Below are 16,355 nucleotides of genomic sequence, written 5' to 3'. Positions count from 1 at the left end.
ATATGTCAGATATGTCACAATTAAATAATAATCGCAGATACATTGCCAAAGGAATTATTTCGCTTTTCTTTATAACCATCTTATTAAGTATTGCATCTTTTCAATTTTCATCATGTTCAAATAATTCTGAAAAGAAAAACAATAATGACTCTCTATCACAGCTCACAGATAGCCTTAAATCGTTGTATGATTATTCTTCCAATCATAAAACATACAGGCTTACCTTTCTTGAATTTGGTTCAAAAAATTGTATCCCTTGCAAAATGATGGAAAGTGTTTTAGATTCAGTGAAAGCAGAATGCAGTTCTTCTGTCAATGTTGTATTTTACAATGTTCGTGACAAAAAAAATAAAGTTCTGGTTAAATATTATGGCATTGATTATATTCCGGTTCAGGTATTACTCGACAATAAAGGCAATGAATTTTTCAGGCATGTTGGTTATTATCCATACGACAGTATAGCGATTGAACTCAAAAAACACAATGCAATAAATTAAAGTATGAAAAAAAATATCTTCTTCATCTTTGTTTTGTTTTCACTCTGCGTTCATGGATTGTCACAGAATGCTGATTCTTCCATTTTCTCGCTTCCTTCTATTGCACTGAAAAAACTGGATGGTACAAACATCAACACTTCTCAAATAACAAATGAAGGAAAACCAATAATAATAATTTTCTGGAAATCGTGTTGCCCGCCAAATATAAAATTGCTGGATGCAATTCATGAAGTATATGCTGACTGGCAGGAAGAAACAGGTGTTGTGCTTTATTCCGTTTCTATTGATGATTCGCGTACATCTTCAAAAATTGTCACATTAGTGAATGGAAAAGGTTGGGAGTTTAATGTGTGGCTTGATGTAAATTCCGATTTCAAGCGAGCAATGAATGTTGTAGCTACGCCTCATATTTTTATACTAAATAAAAACAAAAATATTACCTGGCAAAAAACCACATATTCGCCGGGAGATGAAGATGAGATTTATAAAATTCTGAAAACATTATAATATGAAAAATATATTTTGCAAATCATATTCCAACCCAATGAAAAAAGAAATAGCTGGTACTGTTTCAATTCTTCTTATCGCTTTTCTGACCTTAATATTTGTATCATGTAAAAAAGAGAAAGACACAACACAGCCCAATCCTTCAGATAACCTGGCTTTAGACAGTTTGGTAGCAACAAAAAAAGTTATTGTTTCATTTGAAGAAATTTATATTACAGCATATGCAAGGGGTAAGAATTTAAAATATAGCTGGAGTGCAAATCATGGCAGTATGTTAGCAACCGATTCCGTTACGGTACTTTATTGGGCATGTGGCACCTGTGTGGGGCATAACACCATTGAATGTAAGGTTTCCAATGAATATGGCACTGTTTCGGATACCATAATGATACGCGTAAATCCATAGTTATGAAATATCATATCCCAATCTTATTCTTATTATTTTTCATGGCATCAACGCATGTTTCGGCACAGTGTTGTTCGGCCGGAAGCCCTATTGGCGGCGATGGTTCAAACGACGGATTGAATAAAAATACTTTACGAATTTACACCTCATTTAAAAATAGTTTATCAAAAGATTATTTTCATTTTGATGAAAAATATGAACAACCTCTCATTCAGAAAAGTTATTTCGATTACAGTAACCTTTCCTTAACCTATGGTCTTTCTTCTCGTTTTTCATTACATACCGAAATAGGCTATTTTATTGACAAAACACAGGAAGTAAATATCAATAATAAAAATGAAATCATCAGAGCAGGCGGACTAGGCGATTTGGCATTCAATATACGCTACATTGCTATTAAAACAGTTAAACCAATTTCGCAACTTGTTATTTCAGCAGGCACAAAAGCTCCGGTTGGTGCATTCAAAGAAGAAATTGACGGTGTTACTATTCCCATTTCGCTGCAACCTTCATCGGGTGCATTTAAATATAATGCAAGTGTTTTTTATAACAGAAAACGTAGTGAACGTAAATTCGGGTGGAACAGTTTTGCTCTTTTTGAGTTCAGTCAAACCATCAACAAAGGATTTTTAGTTTATCGTTATGGAAATTATTTTCAATTCTCATTAGCAGGCTCCTATTCGTTTTTAAAGAATTTTAATTTTATTGGAAATGCAAAACTTGAATGGAGAGGTAAAGACAAAAGAGAAGAAGATATAAAAATTGAATCATCAGGCAGCCGGGTTGTTTTTTTCAATCCCCAGTTGATTTACACATTCAAAACAAAATGGTCATTAATAGCTATGTCAGATATTCCCGTATACAAATATATGAACGGGTATCAGCTCACAAATAAATTTTCATTTCAATTTGGAATAAGAAAGATTTTTAGTTTTTGTAAAAAAGTTGAATAATAATTTTTTGATAACTTCATTTTAATAATATGGAAGGAAAGAAAAAACGTTTAAAATTTCTCGACAGGTATTTAACCCTGTGGATTTTTCTTGCCATGTTCATTGGCGTATTTTCAGGTTATTTGTTCCCTGCCATTGCCGATTTCTGGGATTCGATGAAATCATCACCCGACAGCACAACAAATATTCCCATTGCAATCGGGCTTATCCTGATGATGTACCCGCCCCTCGCAAAAGTTAAATATGAAGAATTAGGATTGGTTTTCAAAAACTATAAAGTGCTTTCGCTTTCACTGGTTCAGAACTGGATCATCGGACCCATTTTAATGTTTCTGCTTGCAATAATTTTTCTTCAATTCAATATTGATTACATGTACGGACTAATATTGATAGGACTTGCAAGATGCATCGCAATGGTCATAGTATGGAACGAGCTTGCCAAAGGTGATACAGAATATTGTGCCGGGTTGGTTGCTTTCAATTCTATTTTCCAGGTACTTTTCTTTTCGGTATATGCTTATATTTTTATTGCTGTACTTCCCGGATGGTTTGGGCTTCCAACAAATTCAGTTGTTGAAAAAATCACTATAGCTCAAATTGCAAAAAGTGTTTTCATCTATTTGGGAATTCCTTTTATTGCAGGGTTTTTAACACGTACAATTCTAATTCGTGTAAAAAATAAAGAATGGTATCACACGAAATTTATTCCTAAGATAAGTCCTATTACCCTGATAGCGCTGCTTTTCACAATCATCGTTATGTTCTCATTAAAAGGAGAATATATTGTGCAGCTTCCGTTTGATGTTATCCGCATTGCAATTCCACTTACGATTTATTTTATTATCATGTTCTTTGTATCATTTATGTTAAGCAGAAAAGCAAAAGCAACATATGGGCAATCAACCGCGCTATCGTTTACCGCTGCAAGCAATAATTTTGAACTGGCAATAGCCGTTGCTATTGCGATTTTCGGAATCAAATCAGGTGAAGCTTTTGTAGGTGTGATAGGCCCTTTGGTTGAAGTACCTGTTTTAATAAGTTTAGTGAATGTAGCATTTTGGTTTAAGAAAAAATATTTCCAATTTGAAAAATAAAATTTATGAAAGAAAAATTCTGGTGTGCTTCGTGTAAAAATATTTTTGAAGCAAAAGGAGATAAAAAAGAGTGGAACGACCCTATTTACGGTCCTTGTATGAAATTTGTTGCATCATGCCCTAAATGCAAAACAGAATGCGATGAATACCGTGACCCAAATGCACAGAAAAAACAAAGTACATCACAAAGTATGGGTTGCGGCGGATGCTGCAACAGTTGTGAATATAATCATTAGTTGTAGGTTGATTGGCTAGGCAACTAGTCAGGGCAATGGTCATTAGATTATAGAAAAAATAAAATTATGAAAGAACATTTTTCGAATCTCGGTATTGAAATAAACGGCATGCTTCACCTTTCACCAAAAGAAGCATTTGAGGTAATTAGCAAAAATGCCTGTATTATTGATATTCGCAGGGATTTTGAAATAGCAGGAAAAAAAATTACAGGTACAGAAGTAATATATATTCCTTATAATTTTTTATCTGAAAAATATCAAAAGTTATCAAAAGATAAAAGCTATATAGTTGTTGATGCTGTTGGGATACGCAGTAAAGACGCTGTTTCGTTCTTAATGGATAAGGGTTTTACTAAAGTTGCAAACCTTAATGGCGGTATTGTTGATTGGGAAAAAGATAAGCTCCCTATGAATATTGATAAAGATGAAATGCTTACTGGTTCATGCCTTTGTCAACTCAGACCAAAAAAGAAATTTAAACATGATAAATAAAATTAAAAATGGAAAACGAAAACAAATCAAAATCGGATTGCGGATGTGGTGGAACGGATTGTTGCACTCCAAAGAAAAATAGTTTATGGATGAAAATAATATTCATTGTTATTGTTGTTGCAGCCATTATCATTGTTGCCATCAAACTGGCCAATAATAACAATGCATCTAACAACACTTCAAATTCAACCGAAAATTCGTTGTGTGGTGATTCAGCAAAAGTATGCGATAGCGAAAAAAATCCATCTTGTTGTCCGAAATCAAAAGGCGCAACAGTAACTAAAGAAGAAACATCTATTAGCGATACCACAAAATCTTGTGTTTCCGAAAAAACACATTCATGCTGTCCAAAAAATAAATAATTATGGAAGAGTTTATCAGTCATGCATTGAACAGCGGGCAGGCAGGAATTGCGGCATTGATAGCAGTTTTTCTTTTGGGTGCAATTGGTGTTGTATCCTGCGGTTGTAATTACGCTATCATTGGAATAGTAGCTGGTTATACCGGAACGATAAGTTCAACAGGAAAAACAAAAGCCATAATTTGGAGTGGCATTTTTTTCCTTTTGGGAAATATGATTGCAATGGCTATTATTGGTGGAATCATTGGATATGCAAGTAACCTGATAAGCGATTCGTTTGGAAAATACTGGCAGATAATTGCAGGATTGATCATGATATTTTTCGGACTTTTCACACTTGAACTGTTACCTTTTAAAATTCCCAGCATCTCACTTAATAAAGAAAATAAAACCGGAAGTATTTTTTCTTCAATGATATTTGGATTAACGGTAGGCGGACTTGCAACAGCTTTCAATACCTGCTGTAATCCGGTTTTCCCGATAGTTCTTGCAGCAACATTTGTAAAAGGAAATATGTTGTGGGGAATATTATTATTGCTTGCCTTCGCTTTAGGTTATGGCTTGCCTTTGGCTGCATCAATGGTTGGTATAGGTTTAGGGTTTGGAAAGATTTCAAAGAAAGCATCAATGTTTGGAAAAGTGATTAAGTATGCAGGAGGAATTTCACTTCTGGTAATTGGATTTTATTTTTTACTTACAATTTAATCCTATGTTAAAAGATTTTATCATTGGCAAACTAAATACTTCAGCAGGCTCGGTAGCACAGGTTTCCACAGTGTGGTCAACCAATGATATATTGAGTACGATAAAAGTACGCTGGTCAATAGGGCGCATGGACTACAAGGTAAAACAAGGTTTGTACGCTGTTGGCAATCCTGATGAAAATTCAAATATTTTTGTTACAGCAAATTTTAAATTAAGTTTCGACCACTTGCGTCGCGCATTACAAAACATGAATGCATGGATACTTGTACTTGATACAAAAGGCGTGAATGTTTGGTGTGCAGCGGGAAAAGGAACTTTCGGAACAAAAGAATTAGTATACCGGATCAAAGCACATGAACTTGAAAAAATTGTAACACACCGGAAAATTATTGTCCCGCAATTAGGAGCAACAGGCGTTTCGGCTCATGAAGTAAAAAGCAAAACCGGATTCAATGTTATCTACGGACCCGTTCGCGCTGAAGATATCAAAGCATTTGTTGATGCCGGGTTTAAAGCAACTGCTGAAATGCGAAAAGTTGAATTCCCTCTTGTTGAAAGATTAAAATTAATCCCTGTTGAAATCACCTACGGAAAATATTATTTGATTTTTATTCCAGCATTATTTTTTATTCTTTCAGGATTAAACGTTCACGGGTACTCTGTCGACCTTGCATGGCAAAACGGAGGTAAAGCATTTATAAATTTATTCTCTGCCTATTTTGCCGGATGTGCCTTAACACCAATATTACTGCCATGGATACCATTCAAAAGATTTTCATTAAAAGGACTTATTATTGGATGGCTTATTGGTTATATTTTAATGTATTTTCAATTTTTAGGGAATAATATTCTCGAAATCATTTCATGGTTTTTAATCATCGGAAGTATTTCATCATTTCTTGCGATGAATTTTACGGGTTCTTCTACGTTTACCTCGCTGAGCGGTGTTCAGAAAGAAATGAAATTATCATTACCCATTCAGATTATTGCAGCAAGTATTGGATTAATTGGTTGGATTATTACAAGATTTTTATAATATGAACGGATTTACTTATTTAAAAAATGTGGTTACACTTGAGCTCGACCAGCAGAAATGCAATGGCTGCAAGATGTGTACAATAGTTTGTCCGCATGAGGTGTTTGTTGTAAAAGACAGTAAAGCAATAATACAAAATAAAGATTATTGTATGGAATGCGGAGCCTGTGAAAAAAATTGTCCTGAAGGTGCAATTCATGTACGCTCCGGTGTTGGCTGTGCAGCCGGAATTATCAATGGTTTACTAAGAGGGACTGAACCGAGTTGTGATTGTTCTTCTTCAAAAAGTAATTGTTGTTAAGTAAAAAAGGAATAGAGGGATAAAGGTATAGGGTATAAGATATTTTTGTATCATAAAAATATATTCCCATATACCATATACCATATTTCCTTATACCTTTATAAATAAAGTTTTTTTAATTTTCTGAAAATTCTATTAAATCATATGAAAAAAAGGATTCTAATAATTTGCACCGGAAACACCTGCCGGAGCCAGATGGCTGAAGGATTTCTAAAATCATTCGATAAAGATCTTGAAGTATATTCTGCCGGCACAAAAGCTGAAACCCTTGTTAATCCTTATGCTGTAAAAGTTATGAAGGAAAAAGGAATTGATATTTCAAAGCAAATTCCCAAAAGCGTAAATATATTTTTAAAAGATTCGTTTGATTATGTTATCACAGTTTGTAATGGCGCAAAAGAAATTTGTCCGGTTTTTACCAGCAATGTAAAACACAGGCTGCACATAGGTTTTGAAGACCCTGCCAATGCAACAGGCAGCGATGAAGAAAAATTATTTGTGTATCGGAAAGTAAGAGATGAGATTGAAAAGGAGTTTTCGATATTTTATGAAAATATCAATAAATATTAACATCTATATTTTATTTTAATCTTTTCATATATTTTTGAAAATAATTATTTCAAATTTTTTATATGGCAAAGAAAAATAATAAAATCATTCAATTACCACTTTCACCTGAAAATTATATAAAAACAAGGGTTCGTAATCTTCCAATAGGTGATTGTTATATTAATAAAGAATGGGACGAAATGGGAATGGCTAACATTTTTGTTACACGCGAACATTCTAATGGAAATAAAACCATCGGTCTTTATCTTGTAGATACATACTGCCTCGGAGTAAAAGACACACATTATTTTTTCAATATTTCCAATAGTGAATTTGAAGAAATAAAAGAACAAACTTCGGAACAACTTGAAATTATTAAGGAAAAATATGAATTGGTACATAATATTATTTTTGGCGGAATTGAGTATGCTAAAGAGTATGGTTTCAAGCCACATAAGGATTTCAAATTAACAAAATTTATTCTTGAAGAAGATGATGACCATATTGAATTTATTGACATCGAATTCGGGCTTAAAGGCAAACCTGCAGTTTTTGTGGGCAAAGAGAAACATCCTTCAAACATTATTTCACAATTAGAAAAAACAGCAGGAAAAGATAATTTTTCAATAATACAGGAAGAGGAATTTGAAGATTTTTATTCAGATTCAGATAAAAAGGAATTCGATAATGATGATGAAAATTATATTAACAAACCCATTTCAGAATGGACAGAACATGACCTCGATGATATACTAAATGGGAAAAAGAATACCGACATTACACAAACGCTTCAAATGACTGTTGCAATGTATATGTCATCTCTAAAAAAGAAAGAGATAAAAATCATAGAAAATAAATCAGCAGAATATTTAAAATGGAAAATTGTTGATGATGATGAAGCCGAAAACAAGCCATTTACAAATAAGGAAGAAAAAGAAGAGTACGAATTTCTTTATAATAAATGTGATATGCCCTATTACAATGCTCTTCCCGAAATTGAATCAGCTATAAAAAAATATCCGCAATCTTATAATTTCTGGAATCTTAAAGGCGACTATCTCTTTAAAATTGGAGCACATGCTGAATTGTATGAATTATCAAAAGAAATGTACTTCAAATTTCCTAATGAAGTAATTGCATTTTGCAATTATTTGAATATGCTCAAGAACACCGACAGGAAAGAAGAAGCAGACAAGCTTATTAGTGCAAAAGGAGGCTTGCCCACTCTGTTTCCTTCAAGGAAGAATTTCACTATTTATGAATTTGTATCATTTATGAAGCATCTGGCAGATTGCTATATCGAGCAAAATGATATTCATAATGCTGTTGCCTGTACTTTGCCATTATATGAATTTGATTTTTACGAGGAGGAAAAAGAAATTGCAGATAATATTTTTATGAACGTAACAACAAAACTGATGTATCATTTGCAACAGACGCTCAACCTTAATCCAGAAGATTTTAAATTTACAGACTTTCCAAGTTTTTGAAACTTGGAAAGTCTAAATGGCAGCGACTGCTATGCTCAGACAATTTATAAAAGAGTTTCTTCTAATGTTTTCTTAAACTCATTTTCATTATCATTATTATAAAATGGGACACCTGTAATAATATATTTATCAGTATGTATTTTTATTGTTTTTGATTCTTTCCTGATTTCTTTTAAAAAATCTTCTTTCCATTTATCAAAACCTATTAAGTGATTTCCTTTAGGTTCAATAAAAACCTGATAAGTCAGCTCATCTCCTTCTTTTTGTTTGCAGAATAAAATAAAGTCTGGTTCAAAAGCTCTACCATTGTTGTCAAAAATTTTAATCTCTCTTTCATTACGAATCAAATAAATATTTTTGAATTTTTCATTTAAGCTTTTAAACCGTTTTGCAAACATTGAAACAAATGCTTTTTCTTCGCTAGTACCATAATTAGCATTATAAACATACCATGGTTCTTTTGCTACAAGCGCTTCCTGTCCATCAGATCTTTCGCTGTCTTTATAAACTTTAATTGGTTTGTCAATAAAAACATTATGGATGTAATCCTTAATGTAGTCTGAACCTTCGTAAACTGTCAGATTTGATTTAATTTCCATTTCAATGATTTGTAATAAACTTTGAGTAGCAATTAAAAAATCTGAATTTGTAATTTCTTTCAGTCTCGTTTTTGTACCACTAAATGTAATTTCCAAATTACCCAAATAGTCATTATTTACAATGAAATTCGAAAGAGAACCAACATTAGGGAAATACTTTTCTAAATTACCAAAATAGAAAAATGGATTTTGAGTAAGGGCATATCTAATAATGTGAGTTGGTATTTCAGAAAGTTTAATATCTATATTTTCAATTAGTTCTTTTGCTGTTTCTTCTTCTGATTTGAATACTCTTGTCATTTTCCCTATTCCTGAAGATAATGTATAAGTAATGTTTCTTTTTGAAACACCTAAATCGGCGAATGATTTTACATTATCATAGCTTTTTTCTTTTCGCTTATTAAAAACGACTTGTCCAGTTTTGTAAAAGTCAGTTTGTTTAAAATCTAATTTTAAAATAAGTTGTTTTGTTACCAGCTTATCATCATCCTCATAAATACCTGATTCAATAAGGGCTTTCTTTAGTTCAGAAATATATCGGCTATCTTCTTTAGTATGATAATATAGTTCTTCCAATATTTTTAAATCATTAGCCGGTTCATCATCATATTTACGAGTGAATTTGTCCTGCCCTTTTTCTAATGCAAAAGGAAAATATCTTGCACCTCTACCAATTAATTGTGCTTCTGAAAGTGTTGTAGTTCCTATCTTTCCATCTTTTCCATCTCTGGTATCATATAAACGCACAATATCAAAAAGGTTTAAAACATCCCAACCTTCATTAAGTTTTTGAACTGCAAAAACGGCTCTGATTGGATTATTCTCATCTTCTAATGTATTTAATCTGATTTGATTTAATTCTGCTTCTTCATCGTTATTTGCACTAATACAATTTTCTACTTTGAAATCAAATTTTATTCTTTTTGCAATTTCTGATGATGTAATGTTTTTCGAATCAAAAAACGCATAAGCCTTTTGAACAATATCAACGGTTGATGTAACTCTTATTTGATCAACCATATCTGATGAAAATTCATCAATTAGTTTATGAAAGTTTGCTTTGTTTTGTTCCGATTCTTTTATTGTTTTCTTAGCCTTAAATAATATTACCGGCTTTAAGTTAATATTGTTTGCTGTTGCTAATTCCTGACGATATAAATTCAATATTAAAGCTTGTATGATTCTTTCTTTCTCATTATACAGCGACCTGATAAGGTTTATTTCTTTTGAATACTTATCAATCCTGAACTGTGCAAGATCGTATTTAAATATTACCTTGTCTTGATATTTATTGACAATCTCGCGACTATCATAATCTAATGTAGCCGTAAACTCTAAAAGTAAATTATCAAAATCCTGACTCAGTATTTCTAAAACTGTTCCTTCCCAACTACCAAATAAATCTCCATTACTTTTTGTTGCTGAATTTAAATGATGAGCTTCATCGGCAATAAGCACTATTTTCTTATCCTTAAAATCTTCATAGGTAACACTATTTTCCTTAGTGTTGTTCAGGTCAATATGTAACTGCTGAATTGTGGTAAAAATTATATTGATATTTTTATCATCAGCACTTTCAAAAGTGTCGGTTTCCTTTATATATACTTCTTGCCCGTCGATTACTATTTTTTCATTGAACAAATATTTAGTAGCAGTTGGATTTAAAAAATTATCTTTTGTTTTTTTTATTATGTTGTTTGAATTTACAAAAAACAAAAAATTACGATAACCTTTTTCATACAAATACAATATCAAACCCGCCATTATAAGTGTTTTTCCACTTCCTGTTGCCATATTGAATAATAAATGAAACGGCTTTGGGGGTTTCCCTTCAAAATCTTCATTATTCAAATAAATAAATCGTTTGAACGCTTCTATTTGATAAAGTCTTTGTCCATAGCCCGATCTAAGATTATCAGAAATATAATTAGGTAAGAAAACTCTAGAAATTTCTTTTTTACCAAATGGGTTATCAAATGTATCATGCAAAAAACTCATAGTGTATTTATTTATAGTTGGTAAAAATCTCTAGTTACTTTCATTTCTTCTTTGCTCATTGCAAAATCCTTATCATTCAATGAAGACAGGTTTACATACAATTGGTTTTTATCTAATATTTCGATTAAGTGTTGCTTTTGCTCAGACACAGATAATGCTTTAAACTCTTCGATATGTTCTTCTTGTTTTTTAATATCTACGTTGTAATTAAGAAATGACTTTGCTTTCATTTCTTCCCAAATTTTTAATAATGCCTTTGTATCTTTTGCTGTTTCTATTTGCTCAATAAATGATTGATTATATTTTTTAAGTTCTAAATAAACAAAATCTCCATTACTATTTTGCTCAATAATCCTTTGAATACGTTTTGAAGTTACAGTCTCAATGTAATCTAACTGTTCGGTAATAATGAATTGACGATTTCCATCATCTTCTTTGTTTAATTCTAAAACAGCGTGTGCAGTTGTTCCACTACCGCCAAAAAAATCAAGGATAATATCATTTGCTTGTGAATTTGTAAAAATCTCAACGGCATCTTTTACAGTGTAAATTGATTTGGGATAACTGAAAAGCTTATCTCCATTAAATAGTTTTTTCAAGAGCATTGTTCCGTTGGCGGAAGCATCATACTTAGAATCACTCCAAATAGTCTTTGGTTTTCTTCCTTCCTTAATTCTGTCTTTAAGTTGGACGGTATATTTATCTCCACTTATCACAACATTAAAATCACCATTTTTTGCAGCATTTAAAATGGCTTTTCTGTCTGACCACCGCCAAACTCTTCTTTTGCCCAAAACGTCAACTGGAAGTACTTCTATAATATCAGATATATTTTTCTTAAGAAAATCATATGGCTCTATGCCTATTAATTCTCCATCTTTGTCAAGTTGCAATATTTCCTTTGGTTGGTATTCGCTTGAACTATCATCTAATATCTCGCCACCCACAGCAATTATGTTCTTTGCTTTCTTAGAGTAATATAATGTAAATTCAGAATTTGGGCGTTCTGCAGGAGTAGAAGTTCCACCACTTCTTCTGAATGGTAAAAATCTAAATTTCCCATCATCGTCTGATTTATCAAAATCTCCTTCTTGCTCATCTGTCAATGTTTGATTATTGACGACAACATCGCTAATTTTTTTTGCATAGAACAAAGCATATTCGTGACAAGTCGCAAAATGAGAGTTAATTGTTCTACCTCGTGGATTACTTTGAACTATTATTGTTCCAATGTAATTCTCTCTTCCTAAAACATCATCGCATAAAACTTTTAAGTGTGCATATTCTTCATCATCAATTGCAATACAAATCGCACCATTATCATCTAATAATTGTCTTGCTACCGAAATACGGTTCTGCATAAAAGTCAACCAAGTTGAATGGTTAAATGTGTTATTATATTTAAATGTGTTTGCTGCACCGCCTGTGTTGTATGGAGGGTCTATGTAAATGAATTTAATTTTACCAGCAAATTGATTTTTTATTGAATGTAAACAAAGAAGGTTATTGCCCTTTATTATTAGGTTGTCCGTAATAATGCCCTTTTCGTTTCGGTTAAATTTGTCAAGAGATTTTTCGCCTTTAACTGTGTAGCGTTTGGCGTTGGTTAAAACCTTTGGTTCTAATAGTTGAGTAATCTCATCTTGTGCAAGTATTTCATTAAAAAATATTTCTTCCCGTTTGTCTTCCTCACGGCTTTGTCCGCCTTCCAACACACAATCTTTAAAAGGCCATACTAACGAAACTTCGTTATATTGTTTTAAATATTTTCCGTTTATTGTTACGCCTACTTTATTTTTGTATTTGGTATAACTGTCGTTTAGATATTTTTTTTGCTCCAGAAACTGAACAAATAAATTTTGGTTAAAAACCAAAATTCCTTTAACATTAATAAAGAATTTTTCTTTTAGTTCTTTTTCTTCTAAAAGCAATTCAATAACTTCGGCATCGTAATTCTGTGCTTTATTTATTACCACCCATTTCTTAAGTTCTCCATCATCAGTAACAAAGTTGGGTTCGCGTTTAAGTGCTCTATTTAAAACTTCTGTTAAATCTGTTTTTAATTTATTTACTATCATGCTTTCCTCGTTTAAAATATATTTGCCACGAGGTTCAAATGACATAATGTGTGTAGAAATAAACAGGGCGTTGAACCTCCGCATGTGTTCCAGCATCAGAAGGGCACCGCGAGGGCCTCGAAACGACTGAAAACAGCAAGAAGACAACGCCCATTCAGGCGCGTCTGCTTTACTGTTTCTCCGTTTCTAATAAAATTCGCGGTTTTATCTAATGAGAAACAATAGCAACGCTATGTTTTAAATAACTTTATATTACAATTTTTCTATTCTATATTTTTTGTTTTAGGTTAATAATTTTATTTTGTTCTTCTTCAATAATATTTTTTAAATCATCTTCGTTTGGCAAATTTACGAGATATTTATTTACAAATATTTTGTGCGATAAACCTGCCGTTGCATACTTAACTAAATTAGCATTATTATGAGCGCACAGGATTATACCTATTGGCGGGTTATCGCCTTCACACATCTCATTTTCCCTGAAGTAATTCAGGTAAACATTCATTTGTCCTGCATCGGCATGCTCAAATTCTCCTATTTTTAAATCGAATAGAACATTACATTTTAATATCCTGTTGTAAAAAACTAAATCAATACGATAATGTTTATTGTCGAAAGTAATGCGTTTTTGCCGCGACTCAAAACAAAAACCTTTGCCCAGTTCTATTAAAAAATTCTGAATATGGTTTAAAATAGCTTGTTCTAAATCCGATTCGGAAAATTCAACCCTTTCTTCTATGTTTAAAAATTCCAAAATGTAAGGATTCCTAAATACATTTTCCGGAACGGTTGAAATATTTTTTATGTTTTTTTGAATAACTGAATTTTTATTTTTACTCAAGCCTGTACGTTCATATAGCATACTGTTCATTGCCCGCTGCAGCTCTCTTACCGACCAGTTGTTTTTTATAGTCTCTGTTTCATAAAAATTCCTTTTTAATCCTTTATCGGCTTTCAGCAATTCAATTATATGCGAAAAGCTAAGCCGGTTGATCAGTTTATCCAAATCAATTATTGAGGTTATCGTATGTTTTTTTGAAACCAATGATTTTTCAATGGTTTTCGATTTTGCGGACACTGTCCGCAAAATGTCAACCTTCTGCGTATCCTTTAAATAATATTTTGCGGACGCTGTCCGCAAAATATCGGGATATGCTAAATAGAAATCTTTGCATAAATATAAATGTCGTTCACGTAAGTATTTTAAGCCTTGTTTTTCCAAGCGCTGAGCGATTTCCTTAAATAACCCCTTGCCATACTTTGCTCTTTCTGCACCGTTCAATTCGAACTCTGTCAGAATATACCCGATAATAAAATTGCGCATCGTCAGCGCCGTGTTTACCTGTTTCTGAGCCTGCTGAAAGAAAAAATAATTTGTAACCAATATGTTAGAAACAAGGTTTTCAATACTGTTAATATCTTTCTTTACAGGGATATTTTTATGTATTTTTTTTTTCAAATCTGAAAGGATAAATCAAGTGGATATTAAAATTCAATAGCAACGTTATGTTTTAGATATATTTATATTTTTCTATTCTATATTTTTTGTTTTTGGTTAATATTATGATTACAAATATAATTTTTATAATTGAATAATAATACGATTTAAAAGGGCTGAAGCCCTATATGATTCCGAGAATTCTATTTACCACGCCCTTAAGGGCGTGGTAAATAACCGAGTAACACTCAACTGGCAGGGCTTTAGCCCTTTATTCTTCGAAATTGTAATCCTTATTTCATAAATTTTATTTTGGATAATTTCTTAATTCATTTTAAAATCGAGATAAATAACAATTCAAATATAATTATTTTCTTTATTTTTGAATAAAATCAATTTCACATGAAAAATATTATAATCATCTTTTGTATTATTCTTCTTTGCTCATGCGGGAAGAAAAAAGTCTTTGAAAAAAACATTGAGATGGATAACTACGAATGGACTATGGATAAAAAACTTACATTCGATGTTCCTATTGATGATACGTCATCATTTTACAATGTATATATTCCCGTCAGGCATATTGATAATTATCCTTATGATGGATTACTGGTTAATGTTACCATGGACACTCCTTCAGGTGAAGAACGTACAAAAAATTACAAACTTCAATTACGCGATGATAATGGAAATTTCAAAGGTGATGCCGGTGGTGATATTTGGGATATAGATGTTCCTATTATGGAAAAAATAAAATTCAATTCTTTGGGAACATTTAAATTCACTATTGAAAATAATATGCCTAAAACTCCAACTGTATGTTTGATGGAAGTTGGATTGAAAGTGGAAAAAGTAAAGTGAATGCAGAAGTCAGAATTAAGAATGCAGAATTTGAAGTACCGAATTAAAATTCTAACTTCTCACTTCTGAATTCTGAATTAAAACATAATACTATGTCAATAGATGACCTTTATAAAAGAAGTAAAAATTTTGCAATTCGGGTTTTTAAATTTATTGAAACACTTCCTAAATCAAAAGGAACAGATGTTATTTCGTATCAACTTTTAAAAGCTGCTAGCTCAGTTGCAGCAAATCACAGGGCAACTAAAAGAGCAAAATCAAAAGCAGATTTTATAAATAAATTAAATGTTGTTCAGGAAGAAAGTGACGAATCATTATTTTGGCTTGAATTCATTAAGGATTTAAATATAACCGATAATCCCGAACTCGATCTTTTAATAAAAGAAGCAAATGAATTAACTTCTATTTTTACATCATCAATTATTACTTCAAAATCTAAAAAGTAATTAAGAATGCAGAATTAAGAATGCAGAATTAAGAATGCAGAATTAAGAATGCAGAATGCAGAGTTCAGAATACTGAATGCTGAATTTGAAGAATAAAATTAAAATTCTGACTTCTCACTTCTGAATGCTGAATTAAAAAATGTAATTAAATAAACTGTACGTTGTAAAACTTTATAGAATTTAGAAAACAAAATTAAGAGTGCAGAGTGCAGAATGCAGAATGCTGAATTTGAAGAATAAAATTAAAATTCTAACTTCTCACTTCTGAATGCTGAATTAAAAAATGTAATTAAATAAACTGTACGTTG

At 31.9% G+C, this 16,355-nt stretch carries 18 protein-coding genes; 15 read left to right on the top strand and 3 right to left on the bottom strand.

Translation table 11 applies throughout. The annotated features are described in order from the left end of the window. Nucleotides 1–11: 11 nt before the first annotated feature. From PKK00_08095 to PKK00_08035, 13 genes are all read left to right on the top strand, one after another. Nucleotides 12–497: a thioredoxin family protein gene (locus tag PKK00_08095; GenBank protein ID HNW98354.1), complete on the top strand. Its 486-nt coding sequence runs from the start codon at nt 12–14 to the stop codon at nt 495–497. A 3-nt stretch (nt 498–500) separates the two neighbouring features. Beyond that, nucleotides 501–1,004: a TlpA disulfide reductase family protein gene (locus tag PKK00_08090; GenBank protein ID HNW98353.1), complete on the top strand. Its 504-nt coding sequence runs from the start codon at nt 501–503 to the stop codon at nt 1,002–1,004. A 1-nt stretch (nt 1,005) separates the two neighbouring features. Further along, on the top strand, nt 1,006–1,410 hold the full coding sequence (locus tag PKK00_08085; protein ID HNW98352.1) for a hypothetical protein: 405 nt from the start codon (nt 1,006–1,008) through the stop codon (nt 1,408–1,410). A gap of 2 nt (nt 1,411–1,412) precedes the next feature. Beyond that, nucleotides 1,413–2,363, top strand: coding sequence for a transporter (locus tag PKK00_08080; GenBank protein ID HNW98351.1), 951 nt, complete (start codon nt 1,413–1,415; stop codon nt 2,361–2,363). Between the two features lie 29 nt (nt 2,364–2,392). Next, nucleotides 2,393–3,457: an ACR3 family arsenite efflux transporter gene (gene arsB / locus PKK00_08075; GenBank protein ID HNW98350.1), complete on the top strand. Its 1,065-nt coding sequence runs from the start codon at nt 2,393–2,395 to the stop codon at nt 3,455–3,457. A gap of 5 nt (nt 3,458–3,462) precedes the next feature. Continuing rightward, on the top strand, nt 3,463–3,693 hold the full coding sequence (locus tag PKK00_08070) for a hypothetical protein (protein ID HNW98349.1): 231 nt from the start codon (nt 3,463–3,465) through the stop codon (nt 3,691–3,693). A 66-nt stretch (nt 3,694–3,759) separates the two neighbouring features. Then, on the top strand, nt 3,760–4,185 hold the full coding sequence (locus PKK00_08065; GenBank protein ID HNW98348.1) for a rhodanese-like domain-containing protein: 426 nt from the start codon (nt 3,760–3,762) through the stop codon (nt 4,183–4,185). An 8-nt stretch (nt 4,186–4,193) separates the two neighbouring features. Next, nucleotides 4,194–4,547, top strand: a complete 354-nt coding sequence (locus tag PKK00_08060; protein ID HNW98347.1) for a hypothetical protein — start codon at nt 4,194–4,196, stop codon at nt 4,545–4,547. A 2-nt stretch (nt 4,548–4,549) separates the two neighbouring features. Beyond that, a complete protein-coding gene (locus PKK00_08055; protein HNW98346.1) occupies nt 4,550–5,251 on the top strand; it encodes a cytochrome c biogenesis protein CcdA in 702 nt (233 codons plus the stop codon). A 4-nt stretch (nt 5,252–5,255) separates the two neighbouring features. Continuing rightward, nucleotides 5,256–6,287: a mercury methylation corrinoid protein HgcA gene (hgcA, locus tag PKK00_08050; GenBank protein ID HNW98345.1), complete on the top strand. Its 1,032-nt coding sequence runs from the start codon at nt 5,256–5,258 to the stop codon at nt 6,285–6,287. Nucleotide 6,288: 1 nt separating this feature from the next. Beyond that, nucleotides 6,289–6,588 (top strand): mercury methylation ferredoxin HgcB, encoded by a 300-nt coding sequence (gene hgcB, locus PKK00_08045; protein HNW98344.1) that lies wholly within the window; start codon nt 6,289–6,291, stop codon nt 6,586–6,588. Nucleotides 6,589–6,732: 144 nt separating this feature from the next. Then, a complete protein-coding gene (locus tag PKK00_08040) occupies nt 6,733–7,158 on the top strand; it encodes an arsenate reductase ArsC (GenBank protein HNW98343.1) in 426 nt (141 codons plus the stop codon). Nucleotides 7,159–7,220: 62 nt separating this feature from the next. Beyond that, nucleotides 7,221–8,627, top strand: coding sequence for a hypothetical protein (locus tag PKK00_08035; protein HNW98342.1), 1,407 nt, complete (start codon nt 7,221–7,223; stop codon nt 8,625–8,627). Nucleotides 8,628–8,671: 44 nt separating this feature from the next. Here PKK00_08035 and PKK00_08030 read toward each other — a convergent pair whose 3' ends face one another. The 3 genes from PKK00_08030 to PKK00_08020 all read right to left on the bottom strand — a co-directional run bounded on the left by PKK00_08030 (nt 8,672) and on the right by PKK00_08020 (nt 14,761). Continuing rightward, nucleotides 8,672–11,224 carry a DEAD/DEAH box helicase family protein gene (locus PKK00_08030; protein ID HNW98341.1) on the bottom strand — a complete coding sequence of 851 codons (2,553 nt, stop codon included), beginning with the start codon at nt 11,222–11,224 and terminating at the stop codon, nt 8,672–8,674. 11 nt (nt 11,225–11,235) lie between these two features. Beyond that, nucleotides 11,236–13,302 carry a site-specific DNA-methyltransferase gene (locus PKK00_08025; protein ID HNW98340.1) on the bottom strand — a complete coding sequence of 689 codons (2,067 nt, stop codon included), beginning with the start codon at nt 13,300–13,302 and terminating at the stop codon, nt 11,236–11,238. Nucleotides 13,303–13,570: 268 nt separating this feature from the next. Beyond that, nucleotides 13,571–14,761: a PDDEXK nuclease domain-containing protein gene (locus PKK00_08020; GenBank protein HNW98339.1), complete on the bottom strand. Its 1,191-nt coding sequence runs from the start codon at nt 14,759–14,761 to the stop codon at nt 13,571–13,573. A 381-nt stretch (nt 14,762–15,142) separates the two neighbouring features. Here PKK00_08020 and PKK00_08015 point away from each other — a divergent pair, with 381 nt between their 5' ends. Together PKK00_08015 and PKK00_08010 are read left to right on the top strand one after the other, a co-directional pair. Then, nucleotides 15,143–15,601: a gliding motility lipoprotein GldH gene (locus PKK00_08015; GenBank protein ID HNW98338.1), complete on the top strand. Its 459-nt coding sequence runs from the start codon at nt 15,143–15,145 to the stop codon at nt 15,599–15,601. Nucleotides 15,602–15,693: 92 nt separating this feature from the next. Continuing rightward, nucleotides 15,694–16,047 carry a four helix bundle protein gene (locus tag PKK00_08010; protein ID HNW98337.1) on the top strand — a complete coding sequence of 118 codons (354 nt, stop codon included), beginning with the start codon at nt 15,694–15,696 and terminating at the stop codon, nt 16,045–16,047. Nucleotides 16,048–16,355 lie beyond the last annotated feature (308 nt).

The organism is Bacteroidales bacterium (assembly GCA_035353855.1).
In the GTDB taxonomy this organism is placed as follows: Bacteria; Bacteroidota; Bacteroidia; order Bacteroidales; family CG2-30-32-10; genus DAOQAK01.
This window is presented reverse-complemented; position numbering and strand designations above follow the sequence as displayed.

What these genes read in the sequence shown, in the direction of transcription:
- PKK00_08095 (HNW98354.1), top strand. Translation starts at nt 12, where the DNA reads ATGTCACAATTAAATAATAATCGCAGATACATTGCCAAAGGAATTATT.
- PKK00_08090 (HNW98353.1), top strand. Translation starts at nt 501, where the DNA reads ATGAAAAAAAATATCTTCTTCATCTTTGTTTTGTTTTCACTCTGCGTT.
- PKK00_08085 (HNW98352.1), top strand. Translation starts at nt 1,006, where the DNA reads ATGAAAAATATATTTTGCAAATCATATTCCAACCCAATGAAAAAAGAA.
- PKK00_08080 (HNW98351.1), top strand. Translation starts at nt 1,413, where the DNA reads ATGAAATATCATATCCCAATCTTATTCTTATTATTTTTCATGGCATCA.
- arsB (HNW98350.1), top strand. Translation starts at nt 2,393, where the DNA reads ATGGAAGGAAAGAAAAAACGTTTAAAATTTCTCGACAGGTATTTAACC.
- PKK00_08070 (HNW98349.1), top strand. Translation starts at nt 3,463, where the DNA reads ATGAAAGAAAAATTCTGGTGTGCTTCGTGTAAAAATATTTTTGAAGCA.
- PKK00_08065 (HNW98348.1), top strand. Translation starts at nt 3,760, where the DNA reads ATGAAAGAACATTTTTCGAATCTCGGTATTGAAATAAACGGCATGCTT.
- PKK00_08060 (HNW98347.1), top strand. Translation starts at nt 4,194, where the DNA reads ATGGAAAACGAAAACAAATCAAAATCGGATTGCGGATGTGGTGGAACG.
- PKK00_08055 (HNW98346.1), top strand. Translation starts at nt 4,550, where the DNA reads ATGGAAGAGTTTATCAGTCATGCATTGAACAGCGGGCAGGCAGGAATT.
- hgcA (HNW98345.1), top strand. Translation starts at nt 5,256, where the DNA reads ATGTTAAAAGATTTTATCATTGGCAAACTAAATACTTCAGCAGGCTCG.
- hgcB (HNW98344.1), top strand. Translation starts at nt 6,289, where the DNA reads ATGAACGGATTTACTTATTTAAAAAATGTGGTTACACTTGAGCTCGAC.
- PKK00_08040 (HNW98343.1), top strand. Translation starts at nt 6,733, where the DNA reads ATGAAAAAAAGGATTCTAATAATTTGCACCGGAAACACCTGCCGGAGC.
- PKK00_08035 (HNW98342.1), top strand. Translation starts at nt 7,221, where the DNA reads ATGGCAAAGAAAAATAATAAAATCATTCAATTACCACTTTCACCTGAA.
- PKK00_08030 (HNW98341.1), bottom strand. Translation starts at nt 11,224, where the DNA reads ATGAGTTTTTTGCATGATACATTTGATAACCCATTTGGTAAAAAAGAA.
- PKK00_08025 (HNW98340.1), bottom strand. Translation starts at nt 13,302, where the DNA reads ATGATAGTAAATAAATTAAAAACAGATTTAACAGAAGTTTTAAATAGA.
- PKK00_08015 (HNW98338.1), top strand. Translation starts at nt 15,143, where the DNA reads ATGAAAAATATTATAATCATCTTTTGTATTATTCTTCTTTGCTCATGC.
- PKK00_08010 (HNW98337.1), top strand. Translation starts at nt 15,694, where the DNA reads ATGTCAATAGATGACCTTTATAAAAGAAGTAAAAATTTTGCAATTCGG.